The 24,928-nt window shown below is 34.4% G+C and carries 21 protein-coding genes; 5 read left to right on the forward strand and 16 right to left on the reverse strand.

Annotation, left to right across the window (positions count from 1 at the left end; genetic code table 11):
• Together SJY30_RS07965 and SJY30_RS07970 are read left to right on the forward strand one after the other, a co-directional pair.
• The gene (locus SJY30_RS07965) at positions 1-1,248 is read left to right on the forward strand and encodes a hypothetical protein (RefSeq protein WP_396635023.1); all 1,248 of its coding nucleotides are present in this window, start codon (positions 1-3) and stop codon (positions 1,246-1,248) included.
• Positions 1,229-2,767 carry a glycoside hydrolase family 2 TIM barrel-domain containing protein gene (locus tag SJY30_RS07970; RefSeq protein WP_396635024.1) on the forward strand — a complete coding sequence of 513 codons (1,539 nt, stop codon included), beginning with the start codon at positions 1,229-1,231 and terminating at the stop codon, positions 2,765-2,767. Before SJY30_RS07965 ends, SJY30_RS07970 begins: the two co-directional genes overlap by 20 nt.
• A 59-nt stretch (positions 2,768-2,826) precedes the next feature.
• Here SJY30_RS07970 and SJY30_RS07975 read toward each other — a convergent pair whose 3' ends face one another.
• From SJY30_RS07975 to SJY30_RS07995, 5 genes are all read right to left on the reverse strand, one after another.
• Positions 2,827-4,056 (reverse strand): glycosyltransferase, encoded by a 1,230-nt coding sequence (locus tag SJY30_RS07975; protein ID WP_396635025.1) that lies wholly within the window; start codon positions 4,054-4,056, stop codon positions 2,827-2,829.
• Between the two features lie 65 nt (positions 4,057-4,121).
• Positions 4,122-5,378, reverse strand: coding sequence for a sugar isomerase (locus tag SJY30_RS07980; protein ID WP_396635026.1), 1,257 nt, complete (start codon positions 5,376-5,378; stop codon positions 4,122-4,124).
• A gap of 35 nt (positions 5,379-5,413) precedes the next feature.
• The gene (locus SJY30_RS07985) at positions 5,414-6,553 is read right to left on the reverse strand and encodes a response regulator (RefSeq protein WP_396635027.1); all 1,140 of its coding nucleotides are present in this window, start codon (positions 6,551-6,553) and stop codon (positions 5,414-5,416) included.
• A 265-nt stretch (positions 6,554-6,818) separates the two neighbouring features.
• Positions 6,819-8,048: a glycosyltransferase gene (locus SJY30_RS07990; protein ID WP_396635028.1), complete on the reverse strand. Its 1,230-nt coding sequence runs from the start codon at positions 8,046-8,048 to the stop codon at positions 6,819-6,821.
• Positions 8,049-8,277: 229 nt separating this feature from the next.
• Positions 8,278-9,324, reverse strand: coding sequence for an oligosaccharide flippase family protein (locus SJY30_RS07995; protein ID WP_396635029.1), 1,047 nt, complete (start codon positions 9,322-9,324; stop codon positions 8,278-8,280).
• A gap of 222 nt (positions 9,325-9,546) precedes the next feature.
• Between SJY30_RS07995 and SJY30_RS08000 the strand changes: the two genes are divergently transcribed.
• From SJY30_RS08000 to SJY30_RS08010, 3 genes are all read left to right on the forward strand, one after another.
• Positions 9,547-11,607 (forward strand): tetratricopeptide repeat protein, encoded by a 2,061-nt coding sequence (locus tag SJY30_RS08000; RefSeq protein WP_396635030.1) that lies wholly within the window; start codon positions 9,547-9,549, stop codon positions 11,605-11,607.
• A 215-nt stretch (positions 11,608-11,822) separates the two neighbouring features.
• Positions 11,823-13,610: an ATP-binding protein gene (locus SJY30_RS08005; protein ID WP_396635031.1), complete on the forward strand. Its 1,788-nt coding sequence runs from the start codon at positions 11,823-11,825 to the stop codon at positions 13,608-13,610.
• 1 nt (position 13,611) lies between these two features.
• Positions 13,612-14,025: a response regulator gene (locus SJY30_RS08010; protein ID WP_396635032.1), complete on the forward strand. Its 414-nt coding sequence runs from the start codon at positions 13,612-13,614 to the stop codon at positions 14,023-14,025.
• Positions 14,026-14,046: 21 nt separating this feature from the next.
• Here the strand turns inward: SJY30_RS08010 and SJY30_RS08015 are convergent, their stop codons facing one another.
• The 11 genes from SJY30_RS08015 to SJY30_RS08065 form a co-directional block, all read right to left on the reverse strand.
• Positions 14,047-14,751: a LytR/AlgR family response regulator transcription factor gene (locus tag SJY30_RS08015; protein ID WP_396635033.1), complete on the reverse strand. Its 705-nt coding sequence runs from the start codon at positions 14,749-14,751 to the stop codon at positions 14,047-14,049.
• Positions 14,752-15,072 carry an Hpt domain-containing protein gene (locus SJY30_RS08020; RefSeq protein ID WP_396635034.1) on the reverse strand — a complete coding sequence of 107 codons (321 nt, stop codon included), beginning with the start codon at positions 15,070-15,072 and terminating at the stop codon, positions 14,752-14,754.
• Positions 15,069-16,133: an ATP-binding protein gene (locus tag SJY30_RS08025; RefSeq protein ID WP_396635035.1), complete on the reverse strand. Its 1,065-nt coding sequence runs from the start codon at positions 16,131-16,133 to the stop codon at positions 15,069-15,071. The genes SJY30_RS08020 and SJY30_RS08025 overlap by 4 nt, the downstream gene beginning before the upstream one ends.
• Complete coding sequence (locus tag SJY30_RS08030; protein WP_396635036.1) at positions 16,134-17,264, reverse strand: FIST signal transduction protein; 1,131 nt, start codon at positions 17,262-17,264, stop codon at positions 16,134-16,136.
• A gap of 10 nt (positions 17,265-17,274) precedes the next feature.
• Complete coding sequence (locus tag SJY30_RS08035) at positions 17,275-18,876, reverse strand: PAS domain S-box protein (RefSeq protein ID WP_396635037.1); 1,602 nt, start codon at positions 18,874-18,876, stop codon at positions 17,275-17,277.
• Entirely contained in the window at positions 18,869-19,411 is a 543-nt protein-coding gene (locus SJY30_RS08040) for a heme NO-binding domain-containing protein (protein WP_396635038.1), read from the reverse strand. Before SJY30_RS08040 ends, SJY30_RS08035 begins: the two co-directional genes overlap by 8 nt.
• Positions 19,412-19,490: 79 nt before the next feature.
• On the reverse strand, positions 19,491-19,892 hold the full coding sequence (locus SJY30_RS08045) for a response regulator (RefSeq protein ID WP_396635039.1): 402 nt from the start codon (positions 19,890-19,892) through the stop codon (positions 19,491-19,493).
• 124 nt (positions 19,893-20,016) lie between these two features.
• The gene (locus SJY30_RS08050) at positions 20,017-21,264 is read right to left on the reverse strand and encodes an NAD(P)/FAD-dependent oxidoreductase (protein WP_396635040.1); all 1,248 of its coding nucleotides are present in this window, start codon (positions 21,262-21,264) and stop codon (positions 20,017-20,019) included.
• A 10-nt stretch (positions 21,265-21,274) separates the two neighbouring features.
• On the reverse strand, positions 21,275-22,282 hold the full coding sequence (locus tag SJY30_RS08055) for a 4-hydroxyproline epimerase (RefSeq protein ID WP_396635041.1): 1,008 nt from the start codon (positions 22,280-22,282) through the stop codon (positions 21,275-21,277).
• Positions 22,283-22,303: 21 nt separating this feature from the next.
• Entirely contained in the window at positions 22,304-23,881 is a 1,578-nt protein-coding gene (locus tag SJY30_RS08060; RefSeq protein ID WP_396635042.1) for an aldehyde dehydrogenase (NADP(+)), read from the reverse strand.
• Positions 23,882-24,000: 119 nt separating this feature from the next.
• Positions 24,001-24,918: a dihydrodipicolinate synthase family protein gene (locus SJY30_RS08065; RefSeq protein ID WP_396635043.1), complete on the reverse strand. Its 918-nt coding sequence runs from the start codon at positions 24,916-24,918 to the stop codon at positions 24,001-24,003.
• Positions 24,919-24,928: the final 10 nt, after the last annotated feature.

Genomic DNA, 24,928 nt, shown 5'->3' on the forward strand with positions numbered 1-24,928 from the left:
ATGCAAAATACCATTATACTACTTTTAGGTCTTGTATTATTGAGGTGTTCTGAAAAAAAAGAAGAACAGCCAAAAGAAATTCACATACCCAAAACCGAGTTATTATCACATTCAGAAAATACTGTTGCAGGTGAAGTAATCGCAATAACCTTCAAAACCGATACACCAAATGAAACCTATAAATTACAGGTCAAAAATGCGTATGGCAGTGTTTTTATAGACCCTGAAGAGACGAGTGCCGATAGCATCAAATTCAGCATTCCTAAAAACTTCACGAGAATTGCAGGTCTATTTAATTGGAAATTAGTCTTTAGTAACGAAGTTTTAGAAGAAGGCATGCATCATATTGCTACAAATGCCTCAAAGGCCACCTATGTAGAATCTTATTTTGGTCCACGTAGTGTTACAGCAGGTAGAAATGATTTCTCTATGTTGACCGTTTCCCCTACAGATGTTTATGATAACCCTTTGGATAATGGTACAGAGGTAACCGTTAAATATCAGTTTTTAGAAAATATTGAAGAACTACAAATTACCACTGAAAGTTTTATAGCGTGGTACAATGTTGCGTCTACCCTAAAGTCTGGAAGAATATTGGTAACATCGGAATGTAACGGTACAACATCTAAAGAATTGGCAACCATTGTCTACCCTGCCAATGCCGTTAATTTTTCAATAAGCAGCTCAAGTGCCCATAATTTCGCTGATGGCAATCAAATAATAACATTTTTATCCGATATCATAAGAGATGAATTTGGCAATACGGTTACCAATGGTACCCTGGTAACTTTTGTAATAAAAAATGAAAAAGACCAATATCTATATACCATTGGCACCACGATCAATGGTATTGCAGAAGCTAAAACCCTACATCCAGATAAAGCCGCTACTTGGGAAATACAGGCTTTTGTAACAGGGGCAGCAGAAAGTAACACTACTAAATTCGAATTCAAGTCTGCCATTAAAGATTATGCCGTTCATTTTTCTAAAGGCAACAGAAATATAGACGTAGGACCTTTTGAAAGTTTTATGAAACAGCTGATACCAGACGGGCTCTTATTACAATTAGATATTTATGATGGTAACGGAAAGTTCATTGAAACAAAGAAAACCACATCTAAAAATGGCGTATGCAACATCTACCTAGGTGAACATTTTCTAGAAGATGGAGCTTATATATTAAAATTGACCGCTGCAGGTATTACAAAAGAATTTACAAAGAATATTCATGGCGATACAGTTAAATAAAACATTGTACAGAACGGTACTAATAGCCACCTTTTTGGCTATAAACGCTCTTATAATATACGGTATAGGAGCCGCTTGGGCATTTATGAACACCGGGGCCGACAAAACCTCCATGCTACATTTAGAAGTACCCATGGAAGATGTTTATAAACCCAACTTAAACTGGACAGATCTTGACAACCCAGGCAGGGAAATGGAAGAGCAAGCCTTAGGTGAGATTACTAATGATTATATGAATGCCTGGCATGTTAGAAATATAGCGTTCAAGAAAAATGACCGCTATGGAATTGAAGATTTTTATACCGATAGTGCCCGCGTAAGATTGTACGAAAATATAGATTTGAACGTAAAAAACAACCATTGGTATAAGCGCACCACCCTAAACCATAATCCGGCGCTTGATTTTTATACTGCCGATGGTACCATGGTCGTATTTAAAGATTATAATGTAGAGGAATATCAAGAAACCTATGAAGGCGAAAATCTTCTTTTTAAGGAAAAAGATACTACAAGCTACCAGGTAATGATGTTATTGGAAGATGGTTTTTGGCGTATACGTCACTTAAAGCAAATACCTAACGTTAGTGACACTAATACTCTAAAGCAAAGAGATGTAAAGGCGAAACTAGAAAAAATAAAAAATCAGCAAGGGTTGAACTATTATCCAAAAGATTCTCCTTGGGATACTTTTGGAAAGCGTTTTAATGATACCATAATCAATAAAGATTTTAAAATAATACATGATATGGGTCTAAATACCATACGTGTATTTATACAGTATGAAGATTTTGGAAAAAATAAGGTAGATGCAAAAAAACTAAAACTCTTAAAAAAACTTTTAGATAGGGCAAAAGAAAACAAGATTGATGTTCTTATAACACTGTTCGATTTTTATGGGGATTATGACATATCTAATTGGACATTGACCCACAGGCACGCAGAAGCCATTGTAAATGCCGTAAAAGACCACCCAGCACTTTTAGGATGGGATATAAAAAATGAACCCGATTTAGATTTTGACTCTCGTGGTAAAGACAATGTAGTACAATGGCTCAATCAAATGATTTTGGAAATTAGAAATTGGGACTCTAAAAACCCAATAACCATAGGTTGGTCTAACCCAGAGGCAGCATTGATTCTAGCCGATGAAGTTGATTTTATTTCCTTTCATTACTACAAAGAGCCTCAACATTTTATAGAGTCTTTTAAAATATTAAGGTATTTGGCACCAATTAAACCTATAGTTTTACAAGAATATGGTAATTCTTCTTATGATGGTATGTGGAGTTTGTTCTCAGGTTCTAAAGAAAAACAGGCCGCCTATTATAAAGAAATGCAAGGCTATTTACAAAAAGAGAATATACCCTACCTATTCTGGACTCTTTATGACTTTGAAAAAGTACCGACTTCAGTTGCCGGCAGCCTTCCTTGGAAAACAAAGAAACAACACTTCTTTGGTTGTATAGATTCGTTGGGCAACAAAAAGCCCTCCTATTACGAATTAGTGATAAAGAAATGATCAAGTATAAAAAAAGGCTGGTTACCACACCAGCCTTCAAATACTAACCATATCGATTCTTAATGAACCAATTTCTTCTCCATAGTTGATATATCTATATTAAAACCTGTTTCTTTAGATTTCTGTATTGCCTTAAAGTAATCAATATACATTTGTGTTATAGCCGACATTGGTAAAGAACAGGCCGCTTTATAATTTTGTTTCGCCAAATGAATTCTATATGAGTCATCTGTAATGATTTTCTCAATGGCATTTGCCAAAGACGACGTATCGTAAGCATCAAAAAACTCGCCTACATAGCCTTCTTCTTTGACCAATACGCTTAAATCTCCCAGATCTGGTAAAGCAACTGCATTACCATAACTGCCTGCTTGGTGCAGTACCCCAGAACTACCTGTCGTAGAAGTATATGGAAAAACCGTAACCGCACTTTCCCCAAATATTTTTGGCACATCTTCTTCAGCAACGTAGCCGGTATATCGTATTTGCGGTACATGACTATATTTCTGTTTCATTTCTTCTAAATACCCTGGTGTGTTAGGGCTATCGGTACCGGCAATAACAATTTCTATATCCTCGTTTGTTCTAGCTCTAATTTCTTCTACTGCCTCTATTAAAATCTCTACTTTTTTATAGGTACCGAACTTTCCAAAGGCCATAACTTGTTTTGGACCTTGGGGAAGATTGAAATCTGGCTCTGGGGGAGTCTCAAAAGCACCATGCGGAATTAAGGCAACATTTTTAACCTTGTATTTATCTTCTAAAGTGGTTACATACTTACTGATAGTTACCGCAAGTATGTCTGAGGCCAATACGAACTTCGTCAATGTAGTACCAATAAAATTATAGATACTTTGAAGCACCTTGTTCTTGGTAAAACCAGCATTTTCCAGATCTACCTGTTCAAGAATATTATGCAATAATGAAATTGTAGGTATACCCTTGGTTTTACATATAAATGGTAACATTAAGCCCATTGCAGCTGGTATTTTCTTATCTCCGAATTTTAAAAACTGAAGGTTGAACAAGACAGCATCGGGTTTTAGCTTTGTAATAGTTTTGCTAATACTGAAAATATTAGCATAACTATTAAAGCTCCAACATTCTTTTACGGTTATTTTACAACCTTCGCCTTCAAAATTTAAATCTTTTGGCCCTTCGGTCTTATCTGTGATCAATATTAATTCTGTTACCTCTTCTTGCAGTCTAAAATGCTTTACCAGATAGTAACCATATTCTGTTAAGGTTACTTTACTAGGCGGGTATGCGGTTACTATGGCTAATTTCATTTGAATTATATTTTATTAAACAAGACTATTTTTTTAATGTAGCATTACTGTATTTTATACACGTTCTATACTTTTATGGATTTGGAATCCGATTTATTTTTAATGATGAAAAACAATAGTTGAGCTACCAATAATATGACCATGGCAATAATTTGCATATGCACTACAGTCTCTAGATTATCATGGTAGAGCATGATCAAAGCAACTTGTGAGAAGCCCAATAAACCAGATAATATTACAGGTGAGTATTGATTTAACGATAAAAAGTAATAGGCAAATATGTTAGACACAGCGAACAGTGATGTCGCCAAGGCATACTTCCATAACAAGTGAGCTATTGATAAATAAGCATCACCGAACATTAAGGTGATAATCAAATTAGGAAACAAAGAACACACCACTACAATGAAAGTTGATAAACTACCGATAAAGAATACATACTTAAACAGCACCGGCGCCGTTGGCTCACCATCTTTTTGTTTTTGAATGACCGTTGGCATTAAAAGCATAACAAACATCCAAGCCACAAAGTACACTACCCTACCGATCAATGCCAATGAAGAGTATAAGCCTGCTTGCTTATCATCAAAATAATGCTTGACCAATAAAATGTCACTATTGTTTATTATAATCTGGGTAAGTTCATAACCTGCGGTAAGACCAATGAATATCCAAACCTGTTTTAGATCTGGTGCAGCCAACTTATCTTTTGAAAATACCTGAACACCTTTAAAATCTGAAGGATAAAGTCCGAACACAAAAGAAAGTGCTATACCAGTCGCAATCATTATACCCGATTCAAAAGGCAGTAAAAACAATAAGGCAAAGGTGAGCAAAAGCCTGCTCCACATTTCGGTTTGGTACGTACCTGCCAATTTCCCAAAATCATGACCTCCTTGAAATCTTCCCCTATTTACACTCATTACGAAATATAAAGGTATGGCCACCGCAAAAATCATGAACATGTAGTGATTTTGGGTATTGAACAGTTCTTGAAGGTTCTTAGAAAAAACGAGTACCAAAATACCTGTAAATATGCCAAATACCAATGCGTACCTGTACATGGTATTTTTAAAAGCCAACCATTTATAATCTGTGAATAAAACCGCAAATTTTGTAGTGGCCAGTTGAAATGTCATGCCCACAAAAGACAGAACCAAAAGTAAAGTGACCAACAATGCAGCATCTGCAAAGGCTTCTGGCCCCAACAATCTACCTAATAATAGATTGTAAAGGTAATTGCCCCCATTTACTAGTAAAGCACTGCCCATAAACAATTGTTTAGGGGAGATTCGCTTTAAGGCTAATTTAATCGCAGTCATTTTGATAATGTGGTTTTTGGGGGTTAGAGGTGTAATTATCTATATACAACCGCAATTTTAGCAAGTTGACCAACAATTTTAACAGAATCTTTCATTGACAGTTTTGATCCATCTGCATGAATCCATCTTTTAAGAGGCTGCTCACAAATAAGCTTGATAGCTTCATTTTTGCCAAAGTATTTTCGCATTCGTATAAACATCTCCACATCAAACAACCATTTAGTTATAAAGGGTTTGCTAAACATTAGTGGTATTACAGAACGATCCATAACCTTAGCTCCACATTGAGTGTCATTAAAGGGCATTCTTAAAATAGTGCGTATGATAAGGTTAATGGTCATACTAATTATTTTACGAGCAGATTCTTTGGTAATATCCGCGCCCATTCTACTCATTCTAGAGCCACTGACAATTTTAAAATCTGATTTATCAAGAGTTTCTACCAAATCATCAAAGTCTCTAAAATCAGTAGAAAGATCGGCATCTAAAAAACCTATATAGTCTAGCTGTGGATCTTTAGCCATATGTAGCATACCTAAGCGTACAGCTTCTGCTTTACCGCCATTTTTCTTACAATCATAGATACTTATATTGCTTTCGTTGCCTTTTTTTAATTCTTCTAAAACTTCTAAAGTCTTATCGGTACTACCATCGTTTACAAAACAAAGGTGATAACCAAGGTTATTGTGTGCAAAGTCTCTAAACTCTTTACCTAAAAGTCGTTCTTCTTCGTTATAACAAGGTATAACAACACCTACACAATTTTTTTGAAGCATTCTACCGGCATTGGCAACATCGGTATTCATTTCAACAATAGGTGCACCAATTAGCCTTTTAATACGAGCTGACATTTCTGACAAGCTCACGGGCTTTTTCATATAATCATCGATACCTAGGGTAAAACCATCCATGATCACCTTTTCTTCTGTATTACCGGACATTACTAAGACCGGGGTAGCTTTTCTATCGCCACCTTTAATGTGCTTTACAACATCTAAACCAGACATACCCGGCATATTTATATCAACAAGTACAAGATCAGGTTTAAAAGAATCATATAATTCTATTCCTTTACTACCCGAATCTGCCGTTTTAACAGTATAGCCAAGCTCGGTAAGTCGTTTTTCAACAGATAATAAAATTAGCTGTTGATCATCAATAGTTAGTATTTTCATGGTTTACATAAGTAAGATTTAACTTACATATAACGGAGAAGTTTCGTAAAATTGTACTTTAAGAGTAAAAAATATTAATAAAATCATTACTAACCACCTAGTATATTTGATTATTGATGTTTAAAAAAAACTGTATTCATTTAAATAGCTTGCACAAAATATAGTTATGGAAATGTAATTATCACCTAAATATATAGGTCTTGATTTTAAATAAAAGGGGTAGCTAACCACACTACCCCCTTTTCACTAAACCTAACCAAAACGTTTATATCGTTAATTCTTTCTCCAATAAAGAGATATCTAATTGAAATCCTTTAGATTTTGCCATTTGTAATGCTTTAAAATATTCTATGTAGATATTTGTAATATCTGACATTGGTATTGAACAAGCCGCTTTATAGTTCGCCTTAGATAAATACTTTCTGTAAGAGTCATGCTCTAAAATATTCTCAATAGCATCTGCCAATGAAACCGCATTATTAGGTTTAAAAAATTCACCTTTATAACCTTCTTCTTTCACGAGAATACTAAGGTCTCCAATGTCTGGTAACACAACCGCTTTACCATAGCTACCTGCTTGGTGCAGCACTCCAGAACTACCTGTAGTAGACGTATATGGAAATACAACAATTGCACTTTCTTTAAATACACGCGACACATCTTCTTCTGGAACATAACCTGTAAAACACAATTGATCAATATGTGCATATTTCTTTTTCATACTATCTAAATACCCTAAGGTATTTGGGCTATCTGTACCGGCAATAACAATTTCTATATCAAGTTCGGTACGTTGCCTGATCAATTCTACGGCTTCAATCATAATTTCCACCTTTTTGTAGGTGCCAAACTTACCAAAAGCCATCACTTTCATTGAACCCATAGGTAATTCATAATTTGGCTCTTGCTGTATTTCAAAACATCCGTGCGGAACTAAAGCTACATTTCTAGATTTATACTTCTGCTCTAAAATGGTTTTATATTTACTTATGGTAACGGCTACAATGTCTGATGCCAACACAAATCTTGTAAGCGCATTTCCAATTACATTATATACTTTCTTTACCATTCTATTAGAAGTGATTCCTGCATTTTCTAAATCGACTTGTTCTAATAAATTATGAAATAACGATATGGTAGGTATACCTCTTAGTTTACACACAAGAGGTAGCATTAAACCAAGTGCTGCTGGTATATTCTTATCTCCGAATTTTAAAAATTGTAAATTAAAAAATATGGCATCTGGCTTGGTTGCAGATATTACCTTATTGATTTGGAATAGATTGTTGTAATCATTAAAACTCCAGCATTCTTTTACCAAAACATTACATCCATCCTCATTAAACATTAAATCTTTTTCCCCCTCTGTTTTATCTGTTATCAAAATAATTTCAGTAACCTCTTTTTGAGTTCTAAAATGTTTAACCAAGTAATAACCATACTCTGTTAATGTTACTTTGCTAGGCGGGTATGCGGTTACTATGGCAAGTCTCATAAGGTTAAGTTTTAAAATTCAATTCGGTTATTTCTTTTACAAATATCGAACTAAGAAAAAGCTAAACAGAAGATCATTAGCCCGATGAAGAATTACTGTAGACGAATGGAAGTTTTGATCGGTTAAACTCTTTTGACAAATACACTTTAGTCATCAATATTCTTAAATATAATTTCAAAAGACCCAAAAACACTAATCATTTGACTACCATACATAACTAAAAATCGTCTTACATATATTTATGTAATATGGAATTATGCTTAAAAAAAAGTATTTGAGCTGTCAATAAGAAGACCATAGCAATAATCTGCATCTGTACCACTATAACCAAAGAACTATGAAAGAAGGCGATTATTATAATTTGAGCTATTGCTATCACCCCAGATAGGATGACGGGTAAATATTGATTTAGCGATAAAAAATGATATGCAAATAGGTTTGAGATAGCAAAAAGTGAACTAGCTAATGCATATTGCCATAGTAATGGTGCCATGCCCAAAAAAGCCTCACCAAGCATTAAATTGATAATAAACTTCGATAAAACGGTACAGCCGATTATTATACAAATTACCAAAAGACCAATATAACCTATATATTTCATGAGTACAGGTGCCGTTACCTTACCATTTTTTTGTCTTTGTATTACAGCGGGTATTAAAAATAATACGAACATCAAAATCACGAAATAAACTATACTCCCTATCATTGCCAACGAACTATAAATACCCACATCTACCGTATCGAAATAATGTTTTACCAAAAGTATATTACAGTTGTGTATTACTATTTGGATAAATTCAAGGTAAGCGATCAAAATTACAAAACTGACTACCTTACGTTCGTTCTCTTTGTTTAAAGAAACTTTTTGAAGGTTATACTTTAAACTGAACACTACAGAAAAAACAAAAATTATATAGAGTAGATCGGATGCTGTATAAAACTCATATAGCAAGTTATCGGTAAAGGTAAATAGAAGCAAACCTATTAACATTCCAAAAACAAGGGCAAATTTATAAGGCACATATTTTAAGATCGCCCGCTCATCATTAACAAATATGTCTACCAATTTTGCGGTGTTCGGTAGAAATGTCAATATTAAAAGAGATAAAACAAGCAAGAACCTAATCAACAAAGCGACATCACTACGCACCTCAGATTTAAACAGACTACCCGAAACAATACTATAAAAATAATTACCAAGGTTAACGAAGAGTATGCCACCTATAAGTATTTTTTTAAAACAAACTTTCTCACATATTAATTTAAGAGCTATCATATGTAGTATTTAAAGTGACTAACATTCTAGTAGTTGGTTCTCAAAGATCTTAATGGCAGGCTTCTTTTTTTAAGCAGTTAAGATGAATGACCATTAGGTGTAGATGAGTCGCAATTAAGCTACTTCCATAGCCATTGATACAATTTTATCTTTACAATATTCATATTGACAAATAAATTGCAATAATTACCGTTAGGTACTTGTAGTATAAATCTTACTTTAATGATTAAAAAAATAGTATTCTTTTTTCTTTTAAGCTCTACAGTGCTTAAAGCCCAATCCGACATGACGAAAGGCTTTGGTTTTTTAGAAAAAGGAAATTTTCAGGAAGCGGAACTTTTTTTTGGTGAATACCTAAAAGAAGATCCCAATAACAAAACAGCACTACTGTGTTACGGTAGAGCAGTTGGCTTAAGTGGTGAACCCAAAAAAGCAACAGGTCTATTCGCAGATTTACTAAAGGAATATCCAGGAGATTTTGAAATATTGATCAACTACAACGAATCTTTTTTATGGGCCAAAGAATATGAAGAAGCTAGACCTCTATATGCAGATTTGGTAGAAAAATTCCCCACGAAATTCGGTGCAGTATTGGGCTACGCCAATACATTAAGTAATCTAAAAGAATATAAGTTGGCATTAAGTTGGGTAGAAAAGGCAATTGCACTAGAGCCTGAGAATGAAAGTGCCAAAATTTCAAGAAAATTCATGCGATTGGGCTATGCAAGTGCCTTTGTGAACAACCAGCAATATGAACAGGGAGAAAAAACGTTGCAAAAAATATTTGAAGATTTCCCCAATGATAAAGATGTACTTATTAACCTGGCCAATCTTTATCTCATAACCAAACAAGCTGATAAAGCTAAAAACATGTATGCTAGGTATGCTACCTCTCCAAAAGATTCCATTACGGCATTGAACGGTATCGCCCTTGCAGAACATTTAGACGAAAATGACAAAGAAGCTTTAGTTATCGCTAAAAAGGCTACCATTAAGGTTGATAAATTGAATGATATAAAATTGACCCAAAGTACTTACGACCGTTATGTACAGGCTTTGATATGGAATAAGAAATTTATACCGGCACGTAAAAAAATCGATAGTTTAGAATCTCATTTTGTCAATAAGAATTGGATACATGCGCTAAAAGCAACCTTAGGTCTTTACACGGGCGATGCCAAAGCAAGTATTGAAAGCTATGATAGAATTTTGGTCAATGACAGTGCTTCTTTCGACGGAAATTTAGGAAAGGCTAATGCCCTATTTGCGTCAGATAGAATAATACCGGCATATAACATGGCAAACCAGACTTTAAAATTTTATGACAATCAAAAAGATGCCAAAGGCTTTATAAAAAAACTAAACTTAATGCATACACCTACTATTGAAGAGCACGCCGCGTATACTTTCGATAATGGTAATAATTCGGCCTTTTTTACAAACACGACGGTAGAAGTACCCTTCTCCACTATATTTAAAACTACTTTTTCTTATTTCTTTAGGTCTACCGAAAATACGGTAACAGATAACAAAGCAACTTCTCATGTAGCCCTAGTTGGTTTGCAATATAAATTATTTCCTAAAACAATTTTGAAATCTGTAATAGGCTTTAATAATTCTAGATTTTTGGAACAAGCATATACACAGCCCGTTCTTGATGTTAAATTAGATTTGCAACCTTTTAAGTTACAGAATTTAACCCTGGGGTACCAAAGAGAAGTGCAAAGTTTTAATGCCGAATTAATAGAGCGTGAAATAGTACAGAACCACTACGGTCTAAATTATAATCTTGGTACCAATGTAAATTTTGGATGGTACACACAACTAATGCATACACAACAGAGCGATGACAATGTGCGAAATTTACTTTTTACATCACTGTATTATAATGTACTTAAGAAACCAGCTTTAAAAATGGGTCTTAACTATCAATACATAACCTTTAAGGATCAAGTACCTACCATATACTTTAGTCCAGAAAAATACCAAGCAGTTGAACTCTTTGCTGATGTTAGAGGTAAAATCTCGGAAAAGACTACTTACATGGTAAGCGCAGCCACCGGAATTCAAAAAGTCGAAGACGATCCCAAAACAAATATCTTTAGGGCAGAAGCATCTATACAACACCAATTCTCAAATAGGTTTAGCTTGAATTTCTATGGTAAATACAGTAATATAGCCTCTGCGACAGCAGCTGGTTTTGAATTTACGGAAATAGGAATAAAAGCAAAGTGGCTATTTTTAAAGAAACCCTTGTTTTACAATAAACTAAATTTAGATTAAGTGACTTTTTCACCTTTATAGTATTTCAGGCTATATATTAAAATCAACAAAAAAACATTGCCAATCTTTCATATCATATGAGATAAAACCGATTTTAATATTTATGATCAATATTAATTTCAATTTTGTAAGAATTTTATCTACTTTAGCGTAAGTTTTATAGACTTTACATGTTCGAGAACACAAAATGAAAAAGATACTATAATAGATCTTGTATGTGGAAGAAAGTTTTAAAAATGTTTATTGGCCTTTATGTGCCACTTTTTGCGCTTACCCTTTTTTTATATCACTCTCAAAAGGCAGAGCAAATTGATGCTATTATGGAGCGTCAGATTCGTGCTAACACGATGAAGAAAGTTTCTTTTGAAGAAAAATATCTTTCTTTTTTGCGTAATATCCAATATTGGGCCAATTTAAAATATCCAAAGAATTTTGATCCTCTAGCAGAGCATTCTTCTTTCTTAAATTCATATCTAGAACTTATTGAATATATAACTATCTATGATCAATTTCGCTTTATAGATTTAGAAGGAAAAGAATTTTTTAGAGCACAACGCGTAGGAAACGATACCCTTATCATTAACCCTTTACAAGATAAAAATCAACATACCTATGTTAAAGCAGGGTTACAATTAAAAAAAAATCAAATATACCTTTCTCAAATAAGCTTAAATAAGGAAAATGGGAAAATTGAAATACCGCATAAACCGGTAATGAGAGCTGTGGCTCCTATTTTTGATATCGATGAAAATAAAATTGGTTTAGTGGTCATCAATTTTAAAATGAAAAAAATGCTAGATCAAATAAAATCTAGGGTTGAAGAAAAAAATATTTATTTATTAGATGAGAATTTTAAAGTTATAACTGCAAGTACTATAGAAGAAGATCTACCCTATGAATCTGAAAATAAAAATAGTTACTTAGATGGTATTTTAAATACCAAAGCAATAACCCATTTTAGAGACAGCACTTTTGTTGAAAATGGTCATATTTGGTCGCAGCAGTCCATTAATTTAAATGGAAAGACATTTACGTTTGGTTCTCAATCTAACCTACCTACAGAAGTAGTAACCCAGGCTAATTTGCTTTTGGCTTTAGAAGTTCCTCCTAGAGTAGTAGAAGCCGAGTTACTACCTTTATTTCGAAGTCTGTTCATGTTTAACATTTTTGCTATAGCGGGTCTTTTAATACTATGTTATGTATTTCAAAAAAAGAAAATAGAAAAAGAACAATTCTACAAAGAGTTAGAAGGTAAAAACATCTTATTGACCAGAAGTAAAGATAAATTAGAGGAGAATAATAAAAAAGTAAAGAAAATAAACAATAGTCTAGAAATCAGAAATAAACAATTAAGTGATTTCAACTATTTAATTTCTCATAATTTACGTTCTCCTGTCACCAGTATGTCAGTAATAGTTGAAATGATACAGAATGAGAAAAATCCAGAGGTACAACAACAATTATTACCAAAACTTAATCAAGTTGCCACTAGCATTACCCATTTAACCGAAGACATAAATGATTATGTATCTATTTTAGATAACAAAGAGCTAAAAATAGATAACATAGATTTAGAAAATTTAGTAGAAGAGATCAAGCATGAATTTACCGAAACGCTATTTGAAAACAGTGGTTTTAAAGTATTACTAGACTTAAAAACCTGGAAAAATATATCTTATTCAAAATTCTATTTACAAAGTATTATCCATAATTTTATATCTAACGCCATTAAATATAAAAGAAGTGACGTTGAAGCTTATATTGAATTTGAATCTGCAATTGAAAACGACCAAAAAGTTTTATACGTTAGGGACAATGGTATAGGTTTAGATTTGGATAGGCACGGTGAGAGTGTGTTTAAACTATATAAAAGATTTCATAGAAATGTTTCTGGAAAAGGAATGGGATTATTTCTTGTAAAGTCTCAATTAGAGGCTCTAAATGCCACAATAACGATAGATAGTAAAGTAGGCATAGGCACTACATTTAAAATTATATTTTGATATGAAAACGAAGCCAAATATATTACTAATAGATGACGATGAACTTTATCTCTATTTAATGGAGAAAACCATTAAGCAATTATCCAATGAATTGGTGGTAAGTACCTTTACAGATGGTGAACAGGCCGTTGAATATATTGAAAGATGTACCGAAGATAACGTGGAGTTGCCCGAGGTTATATTTTTAGATATCAATATGCCATTTTTAGATGGATGGGGGTTTTTAAATGAATTTAAAAAACTGAAACCTAAAATCATAAACAGCATAAATATTTATATGGTAAGTTCATCTATGCGTGAAATTGATGTTAAAAGGGCATCTAATTTTGAAGAACTTACGGGGTATGTAATAAAGCCGGTAACCAAAGTGGAATTAGCAGAAATATTTGAGAAAATCTACCATGAAAACTGGTAGATGCACAATGGTTTTTAAATTCTAAAGCAAGTTTAACCGTCTCATTAATTCAGGGCGGTTAGAACGGCTTATGGGTACAACGTTCTTAGCGATCAGCACGCTGTTATCTTCAATATCGATAATTTTAGTAAAGTTGATGATATAAGATCGGTGTATTTGTAAAAATAGGCGCTCAGGCAATTTTTCTTTTATCTTTTTTAGGGTGGTGTGTACTCTATAATCTTCGTTAACCGTTTTAATATCTATATAATCTCCTTTAGCCTCAATAACCAAAATATCATCTAGTTTCAACTTAATCAACCTTCTATCGATATTAATATATAGATCTTTCCCTTCAGAAGAATTTTGTTCAGCTGTTGAAGGTGCTTGTTTTACCTTACTATTCTTGATTTTTACTATACTTTTTTCGAATCGATCAAAAGTTATCGGCTTTACCAAATAGTCAACGATACACTCATATTCGTAAGCGGCAATAGCAAAATCGGTATCTGAAGTGGTCATGACCACTTTTGGTGGGTTTTTAAGTGTTTGCACAAAATCAACACCACTGAACCCAGGCATTTGAATATCCAAAAAAATAACATCAACAGTTTGCTGATTTAAAAACTTAATAGCCGAAATAGCATTGTCAAATTCTTCAACTACATCTAAATCAGGTATTTTAGAACACAATTGTTTTACAATTGCCCGTGCGGTAGACTCATCATCAATTATTATACAGTTCATTTAAATCGTTTTAATATATTGTTCAATGATCTCTAAAACTTCATCGAATTTAGATTTAATATCGCGTTTACCGTCTAGCAATTCCATTTCATAAGCTACCGCTAGTCTATAGGCATTTTCCATGCCCAAAATATTGAATTTATGTTTCAATTTATGAACCATCTCTGCAGCTTCCCTATCTTTACTGCTTTCTACAAATTCAAAATATTCTTGTTTTTCTACAGGAAATTCAGATTTAATGATATCTATGAATTGACCTCTAAATGCAGCATCATCTCCTGCAAGTTCATCTACATACTTAAGGTTTGGTTGGTCTATCATGAATTCTTTTTTAAAGTTATATAAAATGTAGTACCTACATTTTCCTTAGAAACCAAGCAAACATCACCTTCATAAAGTACCGCAATTTTTTTAACAATTGCAAGACCTATACCAGTAGCATTATTGGTGGTTTCTAATTTTTTGAACATTTGAAAAATACCCTCTTGGTGTTTAATAGGTATGCCCTTACCATTATCTGAAACACTGAACTTCCAATACTCTTTGTCTGGTTCATATCCAACTTTTATAATTCCGTTTTCCACATGTTCAGTTGCATTGACGGCATTGGTAAATAAGTTCATAAACAATTGTTCTAAACGCGATTTCTCAAAGTTCATTTGGGGCAAATCTTTTTGATATTCAAAAGTGATATTATCTGGAACAAAAATTGTTTTTTCAATATCCCTTAAACTATCTTCTAGATTGAATAAGGTCTTGTGTTCTTCGGTATCGCCCATGGTAGCATGGTTCAAAATCCCCGTAATCAGCTTATCCATTTTTGTTAGATTCTCAGATACCAATTCACAATTACCCTTACTAGACTCACTAAACTTATCTTTTTCATCTTCCATAATCCAATTCATCAAAGCCGATATATTTCTTATAGGCGACTTTAAATCGTGCGAGACCATCTGTGCATAGTTATGTAAAGATTGATTTTGCATTTCCAAACTTTTAAGAAGTTTATCTTTTTCTGCAGACATTTCAGATATCTGTAATGCCAAATTACTAATATAGCCTGCTAGGTGTTCTGCGTTGAAGTCCTCATTTATAGTTTGGCCAAATAATTGATCTTCATTTAAATAATCTGTTAAACTAAGAATAGCATTTTCTAACGATACAAGTATTTTTTTCTGCTGTTCTGCCTCTTTCCTCAATTTTTTATTGGCAATAAAAAGCTCTTCTGAACTTATACTTGAGGCTCTATGCAACATAGAAAACTTATCGTCATAGTTTTCATATGACTTTTCTATAGCATCTAAAAATTGCTCCATTTCTGGATTCGATTCTAAATCTGCAGGTAAATATTTTCTAATTTGTCTTTTTAACAGAGAATGCATTTATTCGCTAAATAAAGTTAGTGTCATGGTCTGGTTATGCAATTTACAACTATCTTGACCACTGAACGGAGCCATTTCGCCATACGAATAAAATCCGCTTATTACCGTATCATTACCAACTATGGCCTTTACCTCCTCCAATTCTTCTTCGGTGCGTTGGTCCATGACCAATTTTCTTCCAATACAGCTAATTAACAATGCTAGCTCTGGTGGCATTTTTCTACCATTCATAGCCAGCTCAGCAGCTTGTGAAGCACCGTTGGCAATGTCGTCTACAGAAGACATCATTAATTGAACCCTCGCACCTTCTGGAACATCACCGGCTAGCAACATGGTATTCTCTTTTTCATCTATATTAAGAATGGTGCGTACCAGTGGATCTGAATTTTCAGTTTCCTTTACACTAAGTGGATATAATAATGCTGATTTTGGTAATTCATCTGCCTTTTCCCCTAAGTACGTTTTATAAAGATCTAAGGCCGGTTTACCATCTAGTTCATAAAGTAAATTACCTTCAGATTTTGTTATAATACGTTCTGGTCCAAAAGTGGTCCAACCGCCATAGTTTGAACTCGTAATCTCTAAACTCTCGCCATAAAAGCCAATGGCGATAATTTCACCCTCTTTAGGCGTTTCGTTGTAAGATGCCAATGTTCTTTTAAAACGATCGTCATCTCCACAAAGACCACCAGATAAACCAAAAGAAGTACTCTTTAAATTTTCAAGGCCTTTTATAAGTGCACTACCGTTTACCGTACTACCTTCAGATATTACGAACAAATGTTTTAAATGCTCTTTAGGGAATTCTGCAATTAAATGTTTTCCTAACTTTTCATCATCTTGGTGAAAATCATCTACGTTACGGTTTTTTACTATAAATGAACTTTTTTCGAACTCTATAGCGGTTAAAACAACCGTACCGTCTAAAACCTTGTCATCTATAATTTCGCCAGATGTAGACCCAAAAATAATATGACCATTAGGAAACAGTTCGCGAACCTCATCGTAAATATCGTTGCTCTCCAACATATATCTATTGCCAAAAACCAAGACTAAAGGTTCATTTAAATCAGCCTGGTTTTGAAATACAAAAGATTCATTTTTTCTTTTAATTGCTTGTACCGTTTTCATCTATAGTTGTTTAAATAATGGTCTTTTTTATGGTAAAATGAAACTGGGTACCTTCGCCAACAACACTGTCTACCCACACTTTACCTTGGTAGCGATCTATAATCTTTTTTACTATTGAAAGCCCTATACCGGTTGATCTTTCATTATTACCTATAGATTGGAAGATATCAAAAATCTTTTTATGATATTCTTCTGGTATACCTACGCCGTTATCACTGATTGTAAATTGCCAAAAATCTTTGTTTTCATTAAAAAGAACTTCTACAAGACCTACTTCTCTTTCTATATGAACAACTGCATTACCTATAATATTTTGAAAAACCTGGTGCACTTTAGTCCTATCTGCCATAATTGTAGGCAACATTTCAGGTATGACCAATTTTACATGGTCTGGAATAAAAATGGTTTCACCAATATCGTTGATCACTTCATTTAAGTCGACTTTAGAATCATCTAAAGCAGAATTATTTGCGGTAGAATATTCGAGAATTCCATGTATCAACTTATCCATAGAGGCTACTTTCTCTTGCATTAACGACAAGTTTTCTCTGCCAGGTTCATCTAATACATCTTTATAATCATCGCTAAGCCAAGTAGCAAGGGCACTAATACTTCTAAGCGGCGATTTAAGATCATGAGAAACTATATGGGCGTATTCTTGCAAGCTTTGATTACTATTCTCCAAATCATTTAACAGTTGCTCTTTCTGTATTTCCAATTCTTTTTGTTTGGTAATGTCCTCTAGCATTGCCAATACAAAACCTGTTTTACCTTGTATATTTTTAACAGAATTAAGAGATACCTTTAAGTATAAGACTTCGCCGTTCTTCTTTACATATTTTTTAGATATTGTAGCATCATCTATTTCACCATTGTAAATTTTTTGCATTAATATATTACTGTTCTCCACATCATCAGTAGCCGTAATATCATCTATGCTCATCATTTTAAATTCTTCAAAACTATAGCCTAACAGGTCTGTCATGGCGTGGTTGACCTTAATGATCTTTTCTGTATTGGCAAGAACAATTCCCAATGGGGATGCATTCACGATAATATCCAATTGTCGTTTTTGTTCAGACAACATCTCTGTCACCTCCATTTCTTGGGTGATATCGCGAACAATACCTTGTGCCGCTATAGGCTGCTTGTCCTTATTATAAATTAAACTTGCATTAATCTCTATCCATTTTTCGACATCATCTCTTACAATTATCTTAGCCCTATAATTTTTAAGTTTACCAACCTCTTGTAAACTACTAAATGATTCTATGGTATACTCCATATAATCTTTGTGTACCATTTTCCAAAGATTGATAGTATCTTTTTTATGATCATACCCTAAAAAGTTTTTTGCGGATTGGTTCATACTTATCACGTTAAATGACAAGTCCATGACTACATAAGGGTCAATTATATTGATAAAGACACCATCTAGCTCAGAAGTTTTTTCACTTAATAAGTTTTCTAATTTATGATTAGACTCTTTCAAATGACGTGCCTCTTCATAAAGCTGAAGGGATTTTTGCTCTAATAGCTTTTCGGCTTGTTGGCGAGCCATCTTTTGCCTAGCTAAAGCTTTTTTAAGAAGAGTAACTTCTTTACTATCCATGCTGTACAACGTCAAATTTTACTTCTGTACCATCTTCTTTTAGAAGTTCGTAGGCAATATCGGCTTTTCCATTAAAGTGCTCAAAAGCCTTTTCTATAAGACCATGAGCCAATCTGTACAATCCTCTAGAAGAAGAATAGACCATTGAAATAGAGTTCTCTGTTTTTTCTAGAATCTTAAATGTAGGTAGCTCGGCCTCTGGATATAGCTTTTGCACATGTACATGAATGTGATCTTCTATGGAATATAGAAGTCCAATAGGAGATTTGTAATTTTGGATAACCTCTGGATGTGCATTTTTTAGACTAGAAAACAAATACAGTCCAAATGCATAAATCAAATCCCCAGGCGGCAAATCTACTTCTGCACTTAACTGGGTGATCAACGCCACCATTTCGTTAAATTCGTAGGTTGCAACAGAGGTGTAAATGCCCTGAGAAGGCAAATCTGCTTTTTCAATAATATTGTCAACGGTCTCTAATCCGAATTCAGATTCGACCATTTCTAAAAACTCGGTAAATACTATTCCTTTCATTTGAATTTTTTATAACATATTCAAACGTAGGAAAATTAATACGTAAATAAGTAAAAATGTTGTGAAATGAGCTTTTTTGTTAGCCTTTTACTAGTTGGTTAACACTCCAATACTTCAAAACCGCATTTAATTTGTATTCATAATCTTCATATTTGAGCGGCTTAATTACATAACCGGCAATACCAGCTTGGTAACATTTAAGCAAATCTGCCCTATTTTCAGATGTTGTCAAAATAACCGTAGGCAAATATTGAAGTATCTCATCTGCCTTTAATATATTTAAAAACTCAATGCCGTTCATTCTAGGCATGTTCAGGTCTAATAGAATAATATCAGGTAATTTTTCACCCGATCTTAAAAAGGTCAAAGCTTCTTCACCATTCTTAGCTTCTTTAATCGAATGCTTAAGTTCAAGTTTAGAAACTGTTCGTTTCAATTTCATTACTTCAATTAAATCGTCTTCTATTAGTAAGATATTCATTGTGGTTTATTTTTGATACTACAAAGATGAAAGATTACCTACAAATAATCTCATCAGTGTAGACGAGTGACAATTAAGTGTCGGTGAATGGTAATTAAATACCGTTGGGCATTTAACAGTTTACTTAAAATGAACGATTGGGATCAAAAGCCGCTATATTTATAGACGTCTTATTACCAGACAATAACTCTGTAATTAATTTACCGGTAGCGGGTCCTAAACTCCACCCCATCATGGCATGACCTGTACCAATCGTTAAATTCTTGATTTTAGTTGATTTGCCAATATAAGGTAGGCCATCTGGTGAAACGGGTCTTAATCCTGTTTTTACATTTTTAATTTCAGTTTCGTTGATTGTCAAATCTGGATAAAAAGAATGGGCACCATTTGCAATAGCCATTACACGTTCATTTCTTACAATATTATTATTGCCAGAAAACTCCATGGTACCAGCAAATCTAGTAAATCCGTTCATAGGCGTAACTGCCATTTTCGATTCCATTAAAATAGCCGGTATTGAAATTCCGGTATCACGCTCTACATTAATTCGATACCCCTTACCACCTTGCAGGGCCAGTTTTAGTTTCATTTTTTTAGCAAGTTCTCCACTCCATGAGCCTGCAGCTAATACTACCTCATCTAGTTGATAATTATCTTTATCTGTAATAACTTCTATTATTTTATTGCTTGAGCTCTTTATATCAACAACTTCTTCATTTGTTTTAATGACGACACCTACACCTTTTAGGTATGCCAGCAATTTGGGCATAATTTCAGTTGGTGTTGTATGGCCATCACATTCATAATGTATAGCTCCTTCTGCAGCGATGTTTACGTTAGGTTCTAGTTTTAGCAATTCTGACTTGTTCAAATCAGACACTTCTAGTCCTTCAAAGGCTACCCTTTTCGCAACTTGCTTTTCATGTAGGTAAGCAGCTTCGGTTTTGTAAAGCATTAGAAGTCCTTTTCTTTCTAATTGAAAATCACCCAAATCTCCAGAATTTTTAATATCGGTAAACAGTTCTCTGCTGATTAGGTTGATTTCTTTTATTGCCGGAATTGCTTTTTCAACCTTTTCAGGTGTAGATGACTTATGAAAATACCAGGACCATTTTAAAAAATCAGCATCTAATCTCGGTTTCATGTAAAACGGACTAGCAGAATTGAACATCATCTTAATACCTTTTGCTATCATACCTGGTGATGCTAAAGGAATAATATGACTTGGGGTAATGTAACCAGCATTCACAAATGATGCGCCAGTAGTTATGTCGCCTTTATCAATTACCGTTACTTCAAAACCTTCTTTATGCAGATAGTACGCAGTACTGAGCCCAACAATTCCTCCTCCAATAATAACGACACTTTTCATTCTCTGTATATTAAATTACTTGAAAACCGTGAGCGTACGGATCATCATCATCAATAGTAATCGTATTCTGACCATATATTTTTGCCCATCCTTTTATACTAGGCACTATAGCAGGTATACTCGCTAAAGTAGTTTCTTTTTCTATACGACCTATAAATTGAGACCCTATGAAACTTTCATGTATAAATTCATCACCTACTTTCAATTTTCCTTTGGCAAACCATTGCGCCATGCGGGCAGATGTTCCTGTACCACAAGGAGAGCGATCAATAGCTTTATCGCCATAGAAGACGGCATTTCTAGCAGTAGCTTTATCGGAAATTGTTTTACCCGCCCACAAAATATGACTCACATCTTTAATGGTTTCATTTTCTGGATGTATAAATAAATCAGGATATTTCAGATTGATTTTTTCCCGAATTTCTTGACTGAACTGAATTAGCTGATTGGCAGAATAATCTTGTATACCGTTAAAATTCTTTTGTGGATCAACAATGGCATAAAAATTTCCTCCATACGATACATCAAAAACCAATTCACCCAACGCAGAATAGTCAACCGTTAGTTCAGTAGCTGCCAGGTAAGATTTTACATTGGTCAATTTTACCCAATCAACTTTTTTTCCAGTTTGCTGGTATGTAATATGTACCAAACCAGCGGGAGTTTCCATACGAATTTCACCAGGAGTTTTAGGCTGTATCAACCCCTCTTCAATCCCAATGGTAATGGCACCAATAGTTCCGTGACCGCACATGGGCAAACATCCGCTAGTTTCAATAAACAAAATACCGAAATCATTATTTGGGTCGCTTGGCGGATAAAAAATACTACCGCTCATCATATCATGACCTCGTGGCTCAAACATCAACCCTTTTCTTATCCAATCATAATCCCTTAGAAAATGCTGACGTTTCTCGCTCATAGTAACACCGACTAAATCTGGACCGCCTTGTTTTATAACCCTAACAGGATTACCACAAGTATGAGCATCTATACAAACAAAAGTGCTACTGGCCATATTAAGAGTGTGTTATATGTTTCAGTTTTTAGTGTATTCCCCTTCTACCAATCGGGTAATTTTAAGAGGATTTTCATTTTGAAGAGCCAATGGTAATAATTTATTTGGCCAATCTTGAAAAGAAACCGGACGCACCCACCTTTTAATTGCCGATGTACCTACAGATGTAAAACGAGGATCTGTAGTTGCAGGAAACGGACCTCCATGGACCATAGAAGAATTAACCTCTACACCAGTTGGTACACCATTGAACAAAATTCGCCCTACCCTACTCTGTAAAGCATCTACAACGCCAGAATTATTCTCTAAATCTTCTTCAGAACCTAAAATAGTTCCTGTTAACTGCCCTTCTAGATGATTTAAGATAGCTTCTAATTCACTGATATTCTCACACTCAACCACTACGGAAAATGGACCGAAAACTTCTCTATGTAATTTTGTATTCGCCAAAAAATCTGCACCACTCACTTTTAAAATAGAAGGTTTAGCAGTATTCGTATTTGTATCCTTCTTATAATCTGCAGTAATAGTTACTCCGTTCTGTGCTGACAATTCCTTTTTACCTTCATTATATTTAGAGTAAATGTTTGGATGCAACATGCAGGTAGGCTCCAGTTTTAATATTTCTTCTGATAATGTTTTTATAAATCCATCTAACTTTTCTCCTTTAACTGCCAACACCAAACCAGGATTGGTACAAAACTGACCAGCACCTAAAGTAATTGAAGAAGCATATTTAGTTGCCCAAACATCACCATCATTTTCTAAAGCTGACGGTAATACAACCACCGGGTTTATACTTCCCATTTCTGCAAATACGGGAATAGGCTCATCTCTTTCATTTGCCAATCTATACAATGCCGTACCACCATTTATACTACCGGTAAAACCAACAGCTTTTACTTTTGGGTGTTTCACCAATTGCTGCCCTACTCCTATACCGCTACTGTTTAAATTAGAGAATACACCATTTGGCATACCCGTTTTCTCGGCTGCCTTAATAATAGCAGAAGATACCAATTCACCAGTACCAGCATGCATTGGGTGACTTTTTACAATTACGGGGCAGCCTGCAGCAAGAGCACTTGCCGTATCTCCCCCAGCTGTAGAAAATGCCAATGGAAAATTACTTGCACCAAAGACCACTACCGGACCTAGAGGAAATAGCATTTTTCTGATATCAGATTTTGGCATGGGTTCTCTATTAGGCTGTGCTTTTTCAATAACAGCCTCTACCCAAGAACCGTCCTTTAATAAATTGGCAAAAGCACGAAGTTGCCCCATGGTACGCCCACGTTCACCTCTTGCCCTACCCTCTGGCAACCCAGATTCCTTACAATAGGTATGAATTAGTTCATCTCCAATTGCTTCAATTTCATCGGCAATAGCTTCTAAAAACCCAGCCTTTTTAGCTCCTGAAAAATCTTTATATACCTTAAAAGCGGTTGTTGCCAAATCAATGGCTTCATCAATTTCATTAACAGATGCTTCGTAGAATGTCCACTCCGTATCTATATTTTGTTTAGGATTAAAAGTCTTAAAAGTTTTATTTCCTTTCTTTGAAGATTTGCTCCCTATTGCATTTGTACCGCTTATCATTTTCTATATTTATGGTGTTACTCAAAAGTAAATAAAGATGCTGAAACAAATTTCGATTCTTTCCTTACATTTCCATCCATATGCATATTTCCTACTAGATATCAAAAAGTACTATTTCCTTAGTTGATCTCCTTATAATTTGGTAATGTGGGTCTAGTTGCCATTCCTTGTTTTATAATAGCCGCTACTCTTTCGCGTTCTTCGCCCACTAACGGCAATCTTGGTGCACGAACATTCTCGCTACCAATACCTGTAGCCACTTCTGCCATTTTTATGTTCTGGACCAATTGCGGACTAATATCCAATTCTAATAATGGTAAAAACCATCGGTAAATTTCTAAAGCCTCTTTAATTCTACCAGCTCTAGCTAGTTCAAAAACTGCACATGTTTCTGCCGGAAAAGCGCATACCAAGCCGGCAACCCAACCATCGGCTCCCATTAGTGTACTTTCTAAACCTAAAGTGTCAACTCCTGTTAACACATTAAGTCTATCTCCAAATCTTGTTTTAATGCGGGTAATATTAGATATATCTCTAGTAGATTCTTTTACCGCCTGTATATTCTCGCAAACCGTTAACTTCTCTAGCATATCAAGAGTAACCATTATACCATAATCTATAGGGTTATTATAAATCATAATCGGCAAATCTGTACTATTGGCAGTTACTTTAAAATACGTGACTGTTTCATGGTCATTGGCCTTATACCGCATTGGCGGTAACATCATTAAACCTGAAGCACCACATTCTTTAGCTACTTGAGCCGCATGAATGGCTCCTTTGGTCGTTTGTTCGGCAATGTTAATGATTACGGGTACTTTACCTCCTACCAGTTTTACGGTCTCTCTCATTAAAACTTTCTTCTCGTCATAGGTAAGTGTACTGGCTTCACCCAAAGTTCCACCCAAAATTATTCCGCTTACACCTGCATCTAGTTGCGCTTTAATATTAATAGAGAACATATCTAGATCAAGTTCATCTTTATCTGTAAATTTTGTGGTAACCGCTGGCATAACGCCTTTCCATGAAATACTCATTTTGCTTTCC

Source organism: Maribacter sp. R86514 (genome assembly GCF_044597005.1).
Classification (GTDB): Bacteria; Bacteroidota; Bacteroidia; order Flavobacteriales; family Flavobacteriaceae; genus Maribacter.

Bases quoted from the DNA above. Each gene is read 5' to 3' on its own strand.
- SJY30_RS08005 (WP_396635031.1), top strand. From the start codon at position 11,823: ATGTGGAAGAAAGTTTTAAAAATGTTTATTGGCCTTTATGTGCCACTT.
- SJY30_RS08035 (WP_396635037.1), bottom strand. From the start codon at position 18,876: ATGGATAGTAAAGAAGTTACTCTTCTTAAAAAAGCTTTAGCTAGGCAA.
- SJY30_RS08030 (WP_396635036.1), bottom strand. From the start codon at position 17,264: ATGAAAACGGTACAAGCAATTAAAAGAAAAAATGAATCTTTTGTATTT.
- SJY30_RS07975 (WP_396635025.1), bottom strand. From the start codon at position 4,056: ATGAAATTAGCCATAGTAACCGCATACCCGCCTAGTAAAGTAACCTTA.
- SJY30_RS08045 (WP_396635039.1), bottom strand. From the start codon at position 19,892: ATGAATATCTTACTAATAGAAGACGATTTAATTGAAGTAATGAAATTG.
- SJY30_RS08000 (WP_396635030.1), top strand. From the start codon at position 9,547: ATGATTAAAAAAATAGTATTCTTTTTTCTTTTAAGCTCTACAGTGCTT.
- SJY30_RS07995 (WP_396635029.1), bottom strand. From the start codon at position 9,324: ATGATAGCTCTTAAATTAATATGTGAGAAAGTTTGTTTTAAAAAAATA.
- SJY30_RS07965 (WP_396635023.1), top strand. From the start codon at position 1: ATGCAAAATACCATTATACTACTTTTAGGTCTTGTATTATTGAGGTGT.
- SJY30_RS08020 (WP_396635034.1), bottom strand. From the start codon at position 15,072: ATGATAGACCAACCAAACCTTAAGTATGTAGATGAACTTGCAGGAGAT.
- SJY30_RS08010 (WP_396635032.1), top strand. From the start codon at position 13,612: ATGAAAACGAAGCCAAATATATTACTAATAGATGACGATGAACTTTAT.
- SJY30_RS08040 (WP_396635038.1), bottom strand. From the start codon at position 19,411: ATGAAAGGAATAGTATTTACCGAGTTTTTAGAAATGGTCGAATCTGAA.
- SJY30_RS08050 (WP_396635040.1), bottom strand. From the start codon at position 21,264: ATGAAAAGTGTCGTTATTATTGGAGGAGGAATTGTTGGGCTCAGTACT.
- SJY30_RS08060 (WP_396635042.1), bottom strand. From the start codon at position 23,881: ATGATAAGCGGTACAAATGCAATAGGGAGCAAATCTTCAAAGAAAGGA.
- SJY30_RS07980 (WP_396635026.1), bottom strand. From the start codon at position 5,378: ATGACTGCGATTAAATTAGCCTTAAAGCGAATCTCCCCTAAACAATTG.
- SJY30_RS07970 (WP_396635024.1), top strand. From the start codon at position 1,229: ATGGCGATACAGTTAAATAAAACATTGTACAGAACGGTACTAATAGCC.
- SJY30_RS08015 (WP_396635033.1), bottom strand. From the start codon at position 14,751: ATGAACTGTATAATAATTGATGATGAGTCTACCGCACGGGCAATTGTA.
- SJY30_RS07990 (WP_396635028.1), bottom strand. From the start codon at position 8,048: ATGAGACTTGCCATAGTAACCGCATACCCGCCTAGCAAAGTAACATTA.
- SJY30_RS07985 (WP_396635027.1), bottom strand. From the start codon at position 6,553: ATGAAAATACTAACTATTGATGATCAACAGCTAATTTTATTATCTGTT.
- SJY30_RS08065 (WP_396635043.1), bottom strand. From the start codon at position 24,918: ATGAGTATTTCATGGAAAGGCGTTATGCCAGCGGTTACCACAAAATTT.
- SJY30_RS08055 (WP_396635041.1), bottom strand. From the start codon at position 22,282: ATGGCCAGTAGCACTTTTGTTTGTATAGATGCTCATACTTGTGGTAAT.
- SJY30_RS08025 (WP_396635035.1), bottom strand. From the start codon at position 16,133: ATGCATTCTCTGTTAAAAAGACAAATTAGAAAATATTTACCTGCAGAT.